The organism is Pseudomonas sp. Con_6 (assembly GCF_059379395.1).
On record NZ_CM182011.1, the window covers coordinates 2,717,672 to 2,733,947 of the forward strand.

Here is a 16,276-nt window from a genome sequence, read left to right on the forward strand (position 1 = left end):
GTCTGAACCTGAAAAATCCCGGTCATCTGGCCGGGATTTTTGTTTTGATCATTCTGGCCTCATCGCTGGCTTGCCAGCGATGAGGCCCTCAAGTCCAACGCCGATTCAGGCCACTGCCAGTCGTCTCCCCGGCACTGCCTCCAGCAACTCCCGGGTATACGCCGCCTGCGGCTGCTCCAGCACCTGTCGCGCCTCTCCCTGTTCCACCACCTGCCCCTGCTTCAACACCACCACCTGGTGCGCCAGGCTCGCTACCACTGCCAGGTCATGGGACACCAGCACATAGGCCACGCCCAGCTCCGCCTGCAGTTCCCGCAGCAGGTCGAGTATCTGCGCCTGCACCGACACATCCAGCGCCGATACCGGCTCGTCCAGCAACAGCAGGTCCGGCTGCAAGGCCAGGGCCCGGGCGATCGCCACGCGCTGGCGCTGGCCACCGGACAATTCCCGCGGCAAGCGGTCCAGGTAACTCGCCGGCAACTGCACCTGCTCCATCAACCGCCGTGCGGCCTGCTCCAGCTCACGCCCCTTGAGCAACCCGAACGACACCAGCGGCTCGACCACGCTCTGGTAGATGCTGAACCGCGGATCGAGGGCAGCGAAGGGGTTCTGCTGCACCAGTTGCATGCGCTGGCGCAGCGGTCTGAACTGTTTCCAGCTGAGCTTGCCGATATCCTGGCCGGCAAACCGCACCTGTCCGCTGCTGGGCTGCTCCAGGCCGAGGGCGATACGCAGGCTGGTGCTCTTGCCCGAGCCGGATTCGCCGACGATGGCCAGGGTCTGACCGGGATAGACGGCCAGGCTGAGGTCGTGCAGGGCCCGGAAACTGCGGCCCTGGGGCAGGCTGAACACCTTGCCAACGCCGTCGAAGCTGAGCAGCGGCTTGCGCCCGGCAATGTCCACCGGCAACGGTCGCGGCGTCTCGCCAAACGCCGGCGCGGCGGCCAGCAGGTCGCGGGTGTAGGTATGGGCGGGCGCCGACAACACCTCCCGCGCCACGCCGCTTTCCACCACCTCGCCCTGGCGCATCACCAGCACCCGGTCGGCGCGGTCGGCGGCCACGCCCAGGTCATGGGTGATGATGACCAGGGCGATGCCCCGGGCCTTCACCAGTTGCTCCAGGTGGTCGAGGATGCGTTTCTGCACCGTCACGTCGAGGGCGCTGGTGGGCTCGTCGGCGATGATCAGTTGCGGCTCGCCGGCCAGGGCGATGGCGATCAGCACGCGCTGGCGCATGCCGCCGGAGAGCTCGTGGGGATACTGTGCGGCGCGCAGGACCGGGTCGTCGATACCGACCTGCTCCAGCAGTTCCACCACATCGGCATCCAGCCCCGGGTAACGCTTGCCATGGCGCAGCACCAGGCTTTCGCCGATCTGCTTGCCGATGCTCAGGGTCGGGTTGAGACTGACCATCGGATCCTGCGGCACCAGGCCGACTACCCGCCCACGCAGGTGCTGCTTGGCCCGCTCGCTGGCATGACTGATGTCCTGCCCGGCGACGGCCAGGCGGCCACCGTCGATCCGCGCCGTCACTGGCAGCAGGCCGAGCAAGGCGCTGGCGAGGGTGGTCTTGCCCGAGCCGGATTCGCCGACGATGGCCAGGGTTTCGCCGGGTTCGAGATGAAAGCTGACGCCGCGCACCGCCTCGGTCACGCGGCCGCCGCTGTGGTAGCTGACCCGCAGGTCCTGGACATCGATCAGGCGGCTCATCGTTGCACCTCTTCGACAGTCCGGGCGATATGGTTGAGGCTGAACACCACCAGCACCAGGAACAGCCCCGGCAGCAGCGAGACCCAGGGCGCGGTGATCAGGAAGTGCCGACCGTTGGCGATCAGCGTGCCCCATTCCGCCGCGGGCGGTGCGGCGCCAAAGCCGAGGAAGCTGAGGCCGGCGGTGGCGAGGATCGCCGCGCCCACATCCAGAGTGGCGAGCACCGCCACCGGACCCCAGGCATTGGGCAGCACATGGCGCAGCAGGGTGCGGCCCCAACTGGCGCCGCCCAGTCGCGCGGCCTCGACATAGGGCAGGGTTTTGATGCGCAGCACTTCGGCGCGGGTGGTGCGGGCGAACCCGGGAATGATGCCGACGCCCACCGCAATGGCCACCGGGATGGTGCCGAAGCCGATGGCGGTGACGATGGCCAGGGCCAGCAACAGACCGGGCAGGGCGAGCAGCACATCCACCAGGCGCATGATCACCGCATCCACGCGACCACCGACAAAGCCCGAGACGATGCCCAGGCCAAGCCCGCTGACCAGCGCCAGGCCCACCGCGAGCAAGGCGGCTTCCACCGACAGGCGCGCGCCGTACAGGACGCGGGTGTAAAGGTCGCGGCCCAGTTCGTCGGTGCCGAACCAGTGCGTCAGGCTGGGCGGCAAGAGTTTCGCCGAGGGCTGCGTGGCGTAGGGATCGATCAGAGTGAACAGCCCCGGCGCCAGCGCGGCGACCAGGGTGAACAGCACCAGCAGCAGGGCGATCACGAAACCGGGCCGGCGCAGCAGCGGCGCGGCCTGGTCGAGCAGGCGTTGCAGGCGGCGGCGCGGGCGCCACGCGTCGCTGGCGGGCAGGGCACGGGCAAGACGGCGGTGCAGGACGGTCATCTCAGGTCACCTTGGGCGCATGGGTGATGCGCGGGTCGAGGATCGGATAGAGCAGGTCCACCAGCAGGTTGACCAGCACGAAGGCGGCGGCGGACACCGTGACCACCGCCAGCACCAGGGGAATGTCCTGGCGCAGCACGGCTTCCTGGACCAGGCGGCCGACGCCGTTGCGGGCGAAGATGGTTTCCACCAGCACCGCGCCGGACACCGTGTTGCCCACTTGCAGGCCGACCAGGGTCAGCAGCGGCAGGGCGGCATTGCGAAAGGCATGGCGTGCCTGGACCTGGGCACGGCTCAGGCCCTTGGCCCAGGCGGTGGCGATATAGGGCTCGCGCCACACGTCCTGGAAACCCCGTTGCAGCACTTGGGCGTATACCGCGGCGCTGGGGATGGCCAGGGTCACCGCTGGCAGCACCAGGCTGTCGAAGCCGACGCTGCCGGTGGCCGGGAACCAGCCCAGGCCGAAGGCGAACACCTGGATCAGCAGCAGCCCCATCCAGAACACCGGCACGGCAAAGCCCAGGGCCGGCAGGCGGGCGAGGAACACCTTGAGTGGCTGCCAGCGCACGTAGGCGGCCAGGTAGGCCAGGCCGACCCCGCCAATCAGCGACAGGCCGATGGCCAGCCCGGCCAGGCTCAGGGTCTGCGGCAGGCGCTCGGCGAGGATCTCGGTCACCGGGCGGTTCAGGGTCAGCGACTGGCCGAGATCACCCTGCAACACGCCGAGCAGCAGATCGACGTAGCGCTCGATCAGGCCCTGGTCGAGCCCGTAGTAGGTCCGCGCCTTGGCCAGTTGCTCCGGCGACAACGCGTCGATCTCCATGCCCGAGGCGCTGAGCATGATGCTCAGCGGGTCCCCCGGCAGCAGGTAGAGGATGAAGTAGGTGATGCTGTACGCGCCCCACAGCACCAGCGCGGCCTGGGCGAGGCGGCCGAGCAGGTAGCGGCTCATGGCTTGACCTCGATGTCGTTGAGGAAGGCGAAGCCTTCGGCGCTCCAGCGGAAGTTCTGCACCCGTGGCGAAGTCGCCGCCTGCCACACCCGCTCGTACACCGGGATCGCCGAGCCCTGGTCGATCAGCAGGTCCTGCAGCTGGCCATAGGCGTTGGCGCGCTGCTCGGGCGTGGTGGCGGTCAGGCCGGCGTCGAACAGGTCCTGGGCCACAGGCAGCACCGCCGGGGCGTAGGTATTGGTGGCCAGGGTCGAACTGTTGGCGCTGCGCGGATCGAGGATGGTCTGCAGGACGATCGGGTCGGCGCGGGTCATGTAGGTGTAGGTCAGGTCGTAGTTGCCGGCGGCGTTGCCCGCGGCCCACTCGGCGGTGGTCTGCACCCGTAGCTTGAGGTCGATGCCGACCTTGCGCAGTTGGTCCTGGATCAGTACGTCACCGGGGGTTTCCTTGCCGGCCAGGCTGTAGACCAGAGTCAGGCGCTTGCCGTCCTTGTAGCGGTAGTTGTCCGGACCGAGGGTCCAGCCGGCGCTGTCCAGCAACTGCGCCGCGCCTTGCGGATCGTAGGCGAGCTTGTCGCCCTGACTGCGGAAGTACGGAGTGGTGACGTCGTACACCCCGTCGACCACCGGGAATTCGGCGCTATATACCGTGCTGGCATAGCTCTTGCGGTCGATGGCCTTCTGCACGGCCAGGCGCACCTGGTGGTCGGCGAGGATGCGCTGGTTGCGGGTGTTGGGGTACAGGTTCCAGGCTGGTCCCGGCAGGGAGCGGCTCTGGATGGTCGCGGCATTGCGCTGGAACAGCTGCAGGTCGACTTCCGAGAACGGCACCCGCGGCCACAGGATATCTACCTTGCCCTGCAGGAACAGGCCGTTGCGCACGCTTTCCTCGGGCACGTAGCTGACCTCGATGGCCGCCAGGTGCGCCTCGCCCTTGTTCTGCACGTTGGCCGAGGCCCAGGCATAGCCTTCGCGACGCACCAGGCGCAGGCCGCTTTCCGGGGTGTAGTGGTCGATCTTGAACGGTCCGGTGCCGATCACCGCGCCGAGGGAACGCTCCTTGGCACTCTTGCGGTAGGACTCGGGGGCGAGGATCGACAGGTTGGTGGTGGAGGTGGCCTGGAGGAAGCCCGCGTTGGGTTTGCTCAGCACCAGCTTGATGGTGTACGGATCGAGGATCTCGGCATGATCGTAGCCGGCCAGGTAGGTGGCGCCGAAGGCGCTGGGCAGTTCGGTGGCGAAGGCCTTGTTGCTGTCGAAGGCGGTCTTCACTGCCTGGGCATTGAACACCTCGCCGTTGCTGAAGGTCACGCCCTGACGCAGGTGGAAGGTGTATTCGCGGGCGTCGGGGCTGATCTCCCAGCTTTGCGCCAGCCAGGGAATGATCTGGCCGCTCTGCGGGTCCTGGTCGGTCAGGGCCTCGACCACGTTGCGCAGGACCACCCGGTGCTCGATCCAGTAGACCTGGAACGGGTCGATGCTGACCAGTTGGGTGTTGTCGCTGAAGAAGGCGATCTTCAGTGTGCTGGCGGCCTGGGCGTCAGCCTGGCCGGGCTTGCAGCCGCCAAGGGTCAGGCCCAGGGCCAGCAGGATGGCCGTGCTGGCCAGGGTTCGTTGCAGTCGCATGGGCGGGTCCTCGTCGAGGGCCGCACCGCATCCCGGCGGTGCGGCCGGATGGGCTTAGAAGTCGTAGGCGATCTTGCTGTACCAGTAGCCACCACCAGGGTGGAACGGCGGGTTGCCGTAGGGCGCCAGGCCCAGCGCGCTGTACACCGCGTGCTTGTCGGGACGTACGTCGAACAGGTTGGTGGCGCCGACACTGACCGTCAGTTGGTCGAAGAAGGTGTAGGCGATGTCCAGGTCGGTGATCCACTTGGCGCCGAAGCTGCGGTCGCCGCTGGGGTTGACCGCGAGGGTCTTGACGCTGCCGTAGCGGGTGGTTTGCAGATTGATGGCGAGGTCATCGACCTTCCAGTTTGCGCCGAGGATCCACTTGGTCTCGGGGCTGGCCACGGTCAGGTCGCCCTCGCGGTCCCGGCCCACCAGGGTGATTCCGGAGCCGGCCAGCGAGGCGGGGGTATCGCGTACGTCCTGGATGCTGGTCTTGTTCCAGTTGAACGCCAGGCTCCAGCGCACGTCACCCCAGGCACCGAAATCGGTGCTGTGGTCGGCGACGATGTCCAGGCCCTTGGTCCGCGTGTCATAAGCGTTGGTGTAGTAGTTGACCCAGGTCCCGGGGGCGACGCCCTGGCTTTGCAGGATGCTGGTAATCACCCCGTTGCCTTGGTCGTAGATATTGCTGGTGAGGGTGATGCGGTCGTCGATGTCGATCAGGTAGGCGTCGGCGGTGATGCTGGTGCGCGGCGCGGGTTGCCAGGTCAGGCCGAGGCCGAGGTTGCGTGACTTCTCCGGCTTGAGCTTGTCGCCGCCGAGGGCCGCAGCCAGGCTGCTGTCGGATGGGGTCAGGCGGGTGACGGCCGGGACCACGTTGCCGTTGACGTCGGTGGCGACCCGGTTGTCCGCCACGGTGTAGCCGATCTGGGTCAGCGACGGGGCGCGGAAACCGGTGCCGACGGTGCCGCGCACGGCCACTTCATCGGTCAGCTCGTAGCGGGAATTGAGCTTGAGGCCGAAGGTGTTGCCGGAGTCGTCGTCGTAGTGCTCGACGCGCCCGGCCAGGTCGAGGAACCAGCGCTCGGTGAGGTCGAAGCCGAGGTCCAGGTAGGCGGCGTAGTTGTTGCGGATCAGGCTGACTTCGTCTTCCGGGCGCAGGGTCACGGCGGCCTGGGCCCCGGACGCGGCGGGGTAGCTCCCGGTGATGTAGGCCTCGCGCTCGCCGGCGAAGGTGCTGAAGCGCTCCCAGCGGTGTTCCAGGCCGGCCGAGACCTGTACCGGCGAGGTCAGGCCGAACAGGCTGTCGTAGCGTCGGGTCAGGTCGAAGTTGTTGACCCACTGCTCGAAGCGGAAGGTCGCCAGGTTGTCGAATTTGGTCGGTGTCGCCGTACCCAGCGACGGGTTGATGTTGAAGTCGCTGGAGTGGTGGATGTTGTTGCGCCCGTAGGTGGTGCTCAGGTCCCAGTGCCAGTCGGCGCGTTCGCCCTTGCCGCCGAAGAGGAACTGGTAGTCGCGGTCCTTGATGTTGTTCAGCGGGTAGTAGCCGTCGGGAAACAGCTCGGGGACCGCCGCGGTGCCGGTGGGCAGGCGGAAGTAGTTGTAGGCCTCGGCGTCGCGTTCGCCGTAGGTGGCGTAGGAGTAGAGGGTGAGGGCGTCCAGCGGCAGCTCGGCATTGTAGGCGACATTGAAGGCCTTGATCTGCGGGTCGCCGTTCTTGATCGCGACGCGGTCCCAGGCCGCCTGCTTGGCCGGGTCGGCAAAGGCGCGCACGCTGCTGTCGGCCTTGTCGTTCCACTGCGCGGTGCCGCGCTTGCGGGCGTCGGCAGAAAGGTGCAGGAAGCCGCTTTCACCGAGCTTGAAGCCCTGGTCCCCCGCGACCTTGATGGTTTCGCCCTGGCCGGAATAGAGCTGGCCGTAGCTGCTTTCGACATGCCCGCCGGAGTTCGTGGACTTGAGGATGATATTGATCACCCCGGCCACCGCATCGGAGCCGTACTGGGCGGCGGCGCTGTCCTTGAGTACTTCGATATGGTCGACGGCGCTGACCGGGATCAGGTCGATGTCTACCGCGTTGGCGCCGCTGTTGTCGATATTGCCGCGCTGGCCGACGGCGCCGTTGTGGCGACGTTTGCCGTTGACCAGCACCAGGGTGTAGGCCGGGCCCAGGCTGCGGTTGCTCAGGGGACGGGTGACCGAATTGTAGCCGGCGATGTTGGTACCGAAGTTGAACGACGGCAGCAGGCGCGAGATGGCTTCGGAGAGCTCGGCGCGACCGGTCTTGAGCAACTGATCGCTGTTGATCACATCGATGGGGGCCGGGCTGTCGGCCACCGTGCGTTCCTGGCCGCGCACGCCGGTGGAGATCACGGTGACGGTGTCCAGGTGAGTGTCGCCGCTGGCGGCCTGGGCGGAGGGCGCGAGGCCGGCGAAAAGCAGGGCGGTGGTCAGGGCACTGAAAGGCAAGTGTCGGGGCATGCGGGCTTGGTCCATCGAAGCTGGCACTGGCCCGGGGTGTGGGTACAGAGGGATCGCCTGGTCTTTTTGAGAGGGTGACGAGATCGTCTGGGGTTGATCTTATTTTTATAAGAATTTCATTGGAAATTCTTTTTTGGAATATTAATATTATTCTTTTTATAAATGTTATTTGATTTGAATATGCATTTTTCTGATTTTATCTCGTGATTTCATGAGCGGCACAAACCCCTGTAGGAGCGGATTTATCCGCGATCGGGCGCGAAGCGGCCGTAAACCCTGAGTCCCCGGTGTGTCAGATAAACACGGGACTCAGGTTCTACGGCCGCTTCGCGCCCGATCGCGGATGAATCCGCTCCTACAGTGGGAGAGAGGCGTCTGTGAGTCAGATCACGAAGAACCCATGGGTACCATCCCGGCGCAACTGCTCCACCAGCCCGAACTCCCAATCCAGGTACCCCTGCATCGCCTCCCGGGGATTGTCCGTCCCTTCATAAGGCCGGCGATAACGGTCGCTGCGCGGCACCGCCAGGTGCGTTTCGCCATGCTCCAGCGCACGTCCCTCGGCAATCCAGCGCCCGGTCCCACCCTCCAGCAGGAACACCGGCTTGCGCGTCAGCGCCTGCAGGTCCACGGCGGCGAAGCGCGCCAGCAGGCTGCTGCCGCAGGTCACCACGTAGCGCTCGGTCACCGGCAGCTTCTCCAGCGCCTGGGCCAGTTGCGCGCGGATCGCCCAGTGCGCGCCGGGGATATGCCGCTGCACATAGTTGGCGCTGGTGGTGAAGTCCAGCAGCACGGTGTCGCCGGCGTCCAGCCACTGCTGCAATTGCCCGCCATCGATCGCTGGCGGCTGTGGCAGCTCCGGCAACGCCGGCTGCCAGTCGCCGCTTTCGCTGAAGTCCTTGCTGTTCAGGCCATCGAGCACCGCTACCTGCCAGCCCATCTGCGCCAGCCACGACCCGCTCATGTTGGCGCGCACGCCGTCGTCGTCCACCAGCACGATCCGCGCACCGCGGACACTGGCGTTGTGATCGGTTTCCTGCACCAGTTGCCCGCCCGGGGTCGAGCGGCTGCCGGGGAGGTGGCCGCGGGCATATTCCTCGGGAGTGCGCACGTCGAACAGGTAGGTGGTGCGCCGGGTTTCGCTCTGCCAGGCCGTCAGGCCAGCCTTGGTAATCCGCACCACGCCGGCCTTGTCTGCTACCGCGCGGGCGCGGCGGGCGGCATCGTTGCGCGTAGCGGCGTCGACCTCGGCGAAGCGCTGCGATTGTCCATGGGCCAGGGTCTGCCCGGCCAGGGTCCAGCCGATGGTGCCGTTGCGCAGGGCGGACACCGGGTTGGGAATCCCGGCATTCACCAGCGACTGGGTGCCGATGATGCTGCGGGTGCGGCCTGCGCAATTGACGATGACCCGGGTCGCCGGGTCCGGGGCCAGTTCGGCGACCCGTAGCACCAGTTCCGCCCCCGGCACGCTGATGCCGCCGGGGATGCTCATGGTCTGGTATTCGTCGAAGCGGCGCGCATCCAGCACCACCACGTCGGCCTTGTCGTCCAATAACTGCTGGACCTCCTCGGCCGCCAGCGACGGCGTGTGGCGCAGCGATTCCACCAGTTCGCCAAAGGCCTTGCTCGGCACGTTGACGTCACGGAACAGCTCGCCGCCGGCCTCGCGCCAGCCGGCCAGGCCGCCTTCGAGCAGGGCCACGTCGCTGTAGCCCAGGGCGCGCAGACGTTCGGCAGCGACGGCAGCCAGACCCTCGCCATCGTCATAGACGGTCACCGGCGTATCCCGGCGCGGTACCCGGGGGTAGATCTCGATTTCCAGCTTCGACAGGGGAATGTTGGCGGCGAACAGCGGGTGCTCCAGGGCGAAGGGCGCTTCCTCGCGGACATCGATCAGGGCCAGTTCATGTTTGTCCAGCAGGTGCTGGCGCAGCTCGGCGTAGGAACGGGTGCTCATGGGGCAGGATTCTCTTTGGACAGGTCCCAGATATTGGGCAGGCGGGTATTGGAGTAGCCGGAGATGAAGGGTTTTTCAGTGCCATCGGCGAGGAACACTGCACGCTTCACTGCGCCGATGTTGGCGCCATACACATGGATGCTGATGGACACGCGATCATCGAAGGCATTGCTGACCTGATGCACGTCGCCGATACGGGGCGATACCGCTTCCACATGTCCCGGCTCCAGGCGCACCGGGTTGCCGGCCGGCACCAGGGCGCCGCCTTCGGTACGGGCGAAGCCCTGCGAGTACTCGGCACCGCGCAACATGCCGATCAGGCCCCAGACCCGGTGGTCGTGGATCGGGGTCTGCTGTCCCGGTCCCCAGACGAAGCTGACCACCGAGAAGCGCTGGCGCGAATCGGCATGCAGGAGAAACTGCTGGTAGCGGGTCGGATCGGGTTGGGCCAGTTCCTCTGGCAGCCAGTCGTCATGGGCGACCAGTTGCTGCAACAGGTTCTGGCCGCGGTCGAGGATGGCGGCCTCGTCCTGCTCGTGGTCGAGCAGTTCGGCAAGGTCGCCGATGAACCGGCGAAGGCGGTCCAGGCGGAGCGGTTGGGTCATGGTGATCAGACTCGGCTGCGGTTTTCCATGACCCTAGCAATGGCTGGATGATTCTCAAAATTCAATTTGTGCATAAGCTAATATGCGCAAATTGAATTTTAAGCCGCCGAATTGACTGCCTTGGCGATGTCGCGCCGGTCAGGCCGGAACCATTGCTTCCTGCGGCAGCAAGAATTCCGCCATGCGCGCGCTACGTGCCAGCCGCTGTTGCGGGGATTCTTCGCTGTGCAGCAACGACTGGCTGATCTGGTAGGCATAGATCAGGTAAGCCCGATCCCGTGCTTCCTCCGGCGGCGTCCCGGTCTGGAGCAGCAGGCCCTCGATGTAGTTCAGGCGATGCCTGTCCACCTCATCGATGGCCTGGCGGGCCTGCGGATCGCGCCGCGCCCAGGCACGGACGCCCAGTTCAATAGCGGCTGCCTCTTTCGCCGACGGGCTTTGTGCCGGCAGTTCCAGCAAGCGCTGCAACTGCTTCAAGGGTGAGCTGTGGGCCTTGCGCAGGCTGAGGATCACCTCCTCGGTGGCACGGGCGCGCCAGTTGCCGAGGATGCCCTCGAGCAGTTCGCCGCGGCTCTTGAAGTGGTAGTAGAAACTGCCGCGGGTGATCTTCAGTTCCTTGGCCAGGGTATCGACCCGCACAGCGTCGACGCCGCTGCTGACCAGCACGTGTTGGGCTGCGTGAATCCAGTCTTCGCGGGTGAGGTTGGGGCGTGATGACATCGTGTAGGGACCTTTTCATCGAGCGGCCCGGACGATCATCTGTCGGACTCACCGTGGTTTTCCTGAAATACACAGCTGTAGGTCGAGCCCCATTATTGTCCACGCTTTGCAGTACTTTTCCTTGACGCACGTCAAGGTCGTTTTGCGTAAGGGCGTACAGAATTGTATGTGGGGCGAAATGCAAGAAAGGGCACGATCAGGGTGCGATTGCAGTTTGCCATCATTTTGCGATTAACCTACAATATTTGTGGTTTTTTCAGGCGCACCGCCAACCCAGAAAACTTAAGGAAACGCTCGATGCGGGTCAGAAATCTCTCCATTGGTGCCAGGGCCGGCTTCGCCTTTGCAATCCTGGCGGTGCTCGTACTGCTGTTGGGTGGCGTCGCGATCTTCGAAGCCGAGAAAATGGATTCGTCGACCAAAAGGATCACCGGCTACTGGCAACCCGGCAGTCATGCCCTGGCCGAAGTCGGCCTGGCCCTGGGCCGCGTCCGTGCCTTGACCTTGCGTTCGATCCTGCAGCGCGATCCCCAGGAGCGCCAACGCACCCTGTCCCTGATCCGCGAGCGCCAGGACGAGATCGCCAGCAACCTCAAGTCCTATCAGGACGGTATGGACAGCCCGCGCAATCGCGAACTGTTCGAGGCGTTCACCAACGCCTATGGGCAGTACGCCGTGGAGCAGGGCAAACTCCTCGAGGCCGTGCGCGCCGACCGTCCGGACGAAGCCACCGACCTGCTCAACGGTCCGATCGTGGCCCATGCCGACAACATGATGAACGACCTGAGCAACCTGATCCGCTACAACTACGACGGCCTGCTGGAGTCGGGCAAGGTCAGCGGCGAGGCTTATGACCGTGCGGTGGTGATCATGGCCGTGACGCTGGTGGTGATCTTGTTGGCGATGATTGCCATCGCTGCAGTATTGACCCGCAGCATCGTCCTGCCCCTGCACGAAGCGGTGGTGGTCGCCGACCGTGTGTCCCATGGCGACCTGACCCAGGACATCAAGGTGGTCGGCAAGGACGAGCCGGCGCTGCTGCTGGAGTCCATGCGCACCATGCAGGAACGCCTGCGCACCACCATCAAGCAGATCGCCGAATCTTCCGACCGCCTGGCCTCGGCCTCGGAAGAACTTCATGCGGTGACCGACGACACCAGCCGCGGCCTGCTGCAACAGAGCGCCGAGATCGAGCAGGCGGCCACTGCAGTGAACGAAATGACTGCCGCCGTCGAGGAAGTCGCCAGCAACGCCGTGACCACCTCCGATGCCTCGCGCCGCGCCGACGACACCACCCAGCATGGCCGCGCCCAGGTCGACCAGGCGCTGGCCTCGATCCAGAGCCTGGTCAGCGATGTCGGTGACACCGCCCAGGAAGTCGAGGACCTGGCCAACCATGTCAACGACATCAGCCGCGTGCTCGATGTAATCGGCTCCATCGCCGACCAGACCAACCTGCTGGCGCTCAATGCCGCCATCGAGGCCGCCCGTGCGGGCGAGGCGGGCCGTGGCTTCGCCGTGGTCGCCGACGAAGTGCGCGCCCTGGCCCACCGTACCCAGCAGTCCACCGAGGAAATCGAGCAGATGATCGGCGGCGTTCAGGCCGGCACCCACCGCGCGGTGAGCACCATGCACAGCAGCCAGAGCCAGGCCAGCCAGACCCTGGTGGTGGCCCAGGCTGCGGACGAAGCGCTGAAGGTCATCGCCGAGGCCATCGCTGCGATCAACGAGCGCAACCTGGTGATTGCCAGTGCCTCTGAAGAACAGGCTTCGGTGGCGCGGGAGGTAGACCGCAATCTGGTCAACATCCGCGACCTGTCGATGCAGACCTCGGCCGGGGCCAACCAGACCAATGCGGCGAGCCAGGACCTGTCGCGGCTGGCGGTGGAACTGAACGTGATGATTTCCAAGTTCAAGGTGTGACCAAGGGGTGTGTCGCTCGACAGGAAGTGCTACCAGACCGTCGGTACTTCGACTTATGGCAACTCGTATGGTGATCCGCGCAACTGCATGATCACGGCGCCACCTATCGAGTTGATCCTGAGTCCCGAGTTTGCCTGACACACCTTGCATTCAGGTTTCATGGCCGCTTCGCGCCCATTCGCGAGCAAGCCCGCTCCCGCGAGGTCCGCGTGCACCGCAGAACCTGTGGGAGCGGGCGTTGCCCGCGATAGCGGTGGAACAGGCACCGCCTCAGTCAGTGGTCACAGCGCTGGCCATCCACCAACCGCTGGATCCCCAGCGGATTGCCATCGCGCAACGCTTCCGGCAACAACGCATCCGGATAATTCTGGAAGCACACCGGCCGCAGGAAGCGGTCGATCGCCAGGGTCCCCACCGAGGTCCCGCGGCTGTCCGAGGTCGCCGGATAGGGGCCGCCATGCACCATGGCATCGCACACCTCGACCCCGGTCGGGTAGCCATTGATCAGCACCCGGCCCACCTTTTCCTGCAGCAGCTCGCTCAACCATGCTTGCTCCAGCAGTTCCTGCGGTTCACCGATCAGGGTTGCCGTCAACTGGCCGCGCAGCGCCTGCACGGCATTCCGCAGTTGCGCCAGGTCATCGACCTGAACCAGCACGGTAGCCGGGCCGAACACCTCTTCCTGCAACAGCTCGTCCCCCTCCAGCAACAGCCGCACATCCGCCTCGAACAACTGCGCCTGGGCCTGTCCCTCGCCTTGCGCGGCGCCGGCCAGATGACGCACGCCGGGATGCCCGTGCAGATGCTCCAGGCCCTTGCGGTAGCTGGCCAGTGTCCCGGCATTGAGCATGGTCTGCGCCGGCTGGTCGGCCATCCGTGCCTTGAACTGCTCGATGAAATCGTCGAGCTCCGCCGAGCGCAGGCCGATGATCAGGCCCGGATTGGTACAGAACTGGCCGCACCCCTGGGTCACCGATCCGCTCAGTTCACGGGCGATGGTCTCGCCACGACTGCGCAGTGCGTCGGGTAACAGGATCACCGGGTTGATGCTGGACATCTCGGCGAACACCGGGATCGGCTGCGGCCGCTCCGCCGCCATCCGGCACAGGGCATTGCCACCGCGCAGCGAGCCGGTGAAGCCCACCGCCTGGATCGCCGGATGCTTTACCAGCCATTCGCCGACGCCACCGCCATAGACCATGTTGAACACCCCGGCCGGCATGCCGCTGCGTTCGGCCGCCCGCTGGATCGCGTCGGCCACGGCCTCGGCGGTGGCCATATGGCCGCTGTGCGCCTTGACCACCACCGGGCAGCCGGCGGCCAGCGCGGCCGCGGTATCGCCGCCGGCAGTGGAGAAGGCCAGGGGGAAGTTGCTGGCACCGAACACGGCGACCGGACCGATGCCGATGCGCATCTGGCGCAGGTCGACCCGCGGCAGCGGCTGGCGCTCGGGCAGGGCACGGTCGATGCGCGCGCCGAGGAAATCACCACGGCGCAGCACCTGGGCGAACAGGCGCATCTGCCCGCTGGTGCGGCTACGCTCGCCCTGGATGCGCCCGGCGGGCAGGGCAGTCTCGCGACAGACGGTGGCGACGAAATCATCGCCCAGGGCGTCCAGCTCATCAGCGATGGCGTCGAGGAACACGGCGCGCCGTTCCGGCGCCAGGTTGCGCAAGGCCGGGAAGGCCGCTGCGGCCGCACGTGCCGCGGCATCGACCTCCGCTTCGGTAGCCTGGAAGAACTCGCCCGGCAGCGCCTCGCCGGTGCTGGCGTCGAGGCTGTGCAGGCGCGTCTCGCCTTGGGCAGAGCGCTGGCCGCCGATGTAGTTGTGGCCGAAAGTCATGGGGTTCTCCTGTATCGGACAAGACGGAAAATCAGGTGATCGCACCGATCTGCCACGGCACGAACTCGTTCTGCCCGTAGCCGTGCTGCTCGCTCTTGCTGCGCTCGCCCGAGGCGATGCGCAGCATCAGGCGGTAGATGTGCTCGCCGCGTTCCTCGATGGTCATGCTGCCGTCGGCGATGCCGCCGCAGTTGACGTCCATGTCCTCTTCCTGGGTTTCCCACAGGCGGGTGTTGGTCGCCAGCTTGATCGACGGCGAGGGTGCGCAGCCATAGGCCGAGCCGCGGCCGGTGGTGAAGGCGATGAGGTTGGCGCCGCCGGCTACCTGGCCGGTGGCCGAGATCGGGTCGTAGCCGGGAGTGTCCATGAACACCAGGCCATGGGCGCGCACCGGTTCGGCGTATTCGTAGACATCCACCAGGTCGCTGGAGCCGGCCTTGGCCACGGCGCCCAGGGATTTTTCCAGGATGGTGGTCAGGCCGCCGGCCTTGTTGCCGGCGGACGGGTTGTTGTTCAGCTCGGCGCCCATGCGCTGGCAGTAGGCTTCCCACCACTGGATGCGGGCGATCAGCTTTTCTCCTACCGCCTGGCTCACCGCGCGGCGGGTCAGCAGGTGCTCGGCGCCATAGATTTCCGGGGTTTCCGAGAGGATCGCCGTGCCGCCTGCGGCCACCAGGCGGTCCACCGCATTGCCCAGTGCCGGGTTGGCGGTGATGCCAGAGTAGCCGTCCGAGCCGCCGCATTGCAGGCCGACGGTAAGGTGACGAACGCTGACCGGCTCGCGCTCGACCTGGTTGGCCTCGGCCAGCAGCGATTTGACCTGGGCGATCCCGCTGGCGATGGTCTTCGAGGTGCCGCCGGTGCCCTGGATGGTGAAGGTGCGCAGGGTATTGCAGCTTTCCAGCCCCTGGGCGGCGAGCAGGTCGGGGATCTGGTTGGTCTCGCAGCCGAGGCCGATCATCAGCACCGAATGGAAGTTGGCGTGCACCGCATAGCCGCCGAGGGTGCGCTGGAGCATGGCCAGGGCTTCGCCGCCCGGATCCACGGCGCAGCCGACGCCGTGGGTCAGGGCCACCACGCCATCGACGTTGGGATAGGCGGCCAGCGCCTCGGGGTGGATGTCGCGGCGGAAATGGTCGGCGATGGCCCGGGCCACGGTAGCCGAGCAGTTCACCGACGTGAGGATGCCGATGTAGTTGCGCGTGGCGACGCGGCCGTCGCTGCGCACGATGCCCATGAAGCGGTCCTCGACCAGCGCCTGCACACCCTTGGCATCGACACCGAAGGCGTAGTCGCGGCTGAAGTCGCCCATGGCGACGTTGTGCACGTGGACATGCTCCCCGGCGCCGATGGCCTGGCTGGCGAAGCCGATGATCTGCCCGTAGCGGCGCAGCGCCTCGCCGGCGGCGATATCGCGGGCGGCGACCTTGTGCCCGGCGGGAATCGCCTGGCGCACACGGATGCCTTCCGGCAGTTCCAGGCCTTCCACCAGCGGCTGGCGGGCGATCAGTACATCGTCCAGCGGGTTGAGTCGGATCACGGCGTTGGCAGTGCTGGCACTGCCTGTTGTTGTAATGAGTTGCATGAC

The 16,276-nt window shown here is 66.2% G+C and carries 11 protein-coding genes; 1 reads left to right on the top strand and 10 read right to left on the bottom strand.

Features of this window, described 5'->3' with window-relative positions:
- Positions 1-105: 105 nt before the first annotated feature.
- From AC5QPF_RS12175 to AC5QPF_RS12210, 8 genes are all read right to left on the bottom strand, one after another.
- Positions 106-1,710, bottom strand: coding sequence for a dipeptide ABC transporter ATP-binding protein (locus tag AC5QPF_RS12175; protein WP_494963444.1), 1,605 nt, complete (start codon positions 1,708-1,710; stop codon positions 106-108).
- The gene (locus AC5QPF_RS12180) at positions 1,707-2,600 is read right to left on the bottom strand and encodes an ABC transporter permease subunit (protein WP_494963445.1); all 894 of its coding nucleotides are present in this window, start codon (positions 2,598-2,600) and stop codon (positions 1,707-1,709) included. The genes AC5QPF_RS12175 and AC5QPF_RS12180 overlap by 4 nt, the downstream gene beginning before the upstream one ends.
- Position 2,601: 1 nt before the next feature.
- On the bottom strand, positions 2,602-3,552 hold the full coding sequence (locus AC5QPF_RS12185) for an ABC transporter permease subunit (RefSeq protein WP_494963446.1): 951 nt from the start codon (positions 3,550-3,552) through the stop codon (positions 2,602-2,604).
- A complete protein-coding gene (locus AC5QPF_RS12190; RefSeq protein WP_494963447.1) occupies positions 3,549-5,177 on the bottom strand; it encodes an ABC transporter substrate-binding protein in 1,629 nt (542 codons plus the stop codon). Before AC5QPF_RS12190 ends, AC5QPF_RS12185 begins: the two co-directional genes overlap by 4 nt.
- Positions 5,178-5,231: 54 nt before the next feature.
- The gene (locus AC5QPF_RS12195) at positions 5,232-7,640 is read right to left on the bottom strand and encodes a TonB-dependent receptor domain-containing protein (RefSeq protein ID WP_494963448.1); all 2,409 of its coding nucleotides are present in this window, start codon (positions 7,638-7,640) and stop codon (positions 5,232-5,234) included.
- 382 nt (positions 7,641-8,022) lie between these two features.
- Positions 8,023-9,597, bottom strand: a complete 1,575-nt coding sequence (locus AC5QPF_RS12200; protein ID WP_494963449.1) for a rhodanese-like domain-containing protein — start codon at positions 9,595-9,597, stop codon at positions 8,023-8,025.
- Positions 9,594-10,202, bottom strand: coding sequence for a cysteine dioxygenase family protein (locus tag AC5QPF_RS12205; protein ID WP_494963450.1), 609 nt, complete (start codon positions 10,200-10,202; stop codon positions 9,594-9,596). The genes AC5QPF_RS12200 and AC5QPF_RS12205 overlap by 4 nt, the downstream gene beginning before the upstream one ends.
- A gap of 138 nt (positions 10,203-10,340) precedes the next feature.
- Positions 10,341-10,922, bottom strand: a complete 582-nt coding sequence (locus tag AC5QPF_RS12210; RefSeq protein WP_494963451.1) for a TetR family transcriptional regulator — start codon at positions 10,920-10,922, stop codon at positions 10,341-10,343.
- A 297-nt stretch (positions 10,923-11,219) separates the two neighbouring features.
- Here AC5QPF_RS12210 and AC5QPF_RS12215 point away from each other — a divergent pair, with 297 nt between their 5' ends.
- Complete coding sequence (locus AC5QPF_RS12215) at positions 11,220-12,845, top strand: methyl-accepting chemotaxis protein (RefSeq protein WP_494963452.1); 1,626 nt, start codon at positions 11,220-11,222, stop codon at positions 12,843-12,845.
- Positions 12,846-13,119: 274 nt separating this feature from the next.
- On the opposite strand, the gene AC5QPF_RS12220 is transcribed toward AC5QPF_RS12215, so the two are convergent.
- A complete protein-coding gene (locus tag AC5QPF_RS12220; protein WP_494963453.1) occupies positions 13,120-14,688 on the bottom strand; it encodes an aldehyde dehydrogenase family protein in 1,569 nt (522 codons plus the stop codon).
- Between the two features lie 31 nt (positions 14,689-14,719).
- Positions 14,720-16,273 (bottom strand): UxaA family hydrolase, encoded by a 1,554-nt coding sequence (locus tag AC5QPF_RS12225; protein ID WP_494963454.1) that lies wholly within the window; start codon positions 16,271-16,273, stop codon positions 14,720-14,722.
- Between the last annotated feature and the right edge of the window lie 3 nt (positions 16,274-16,276).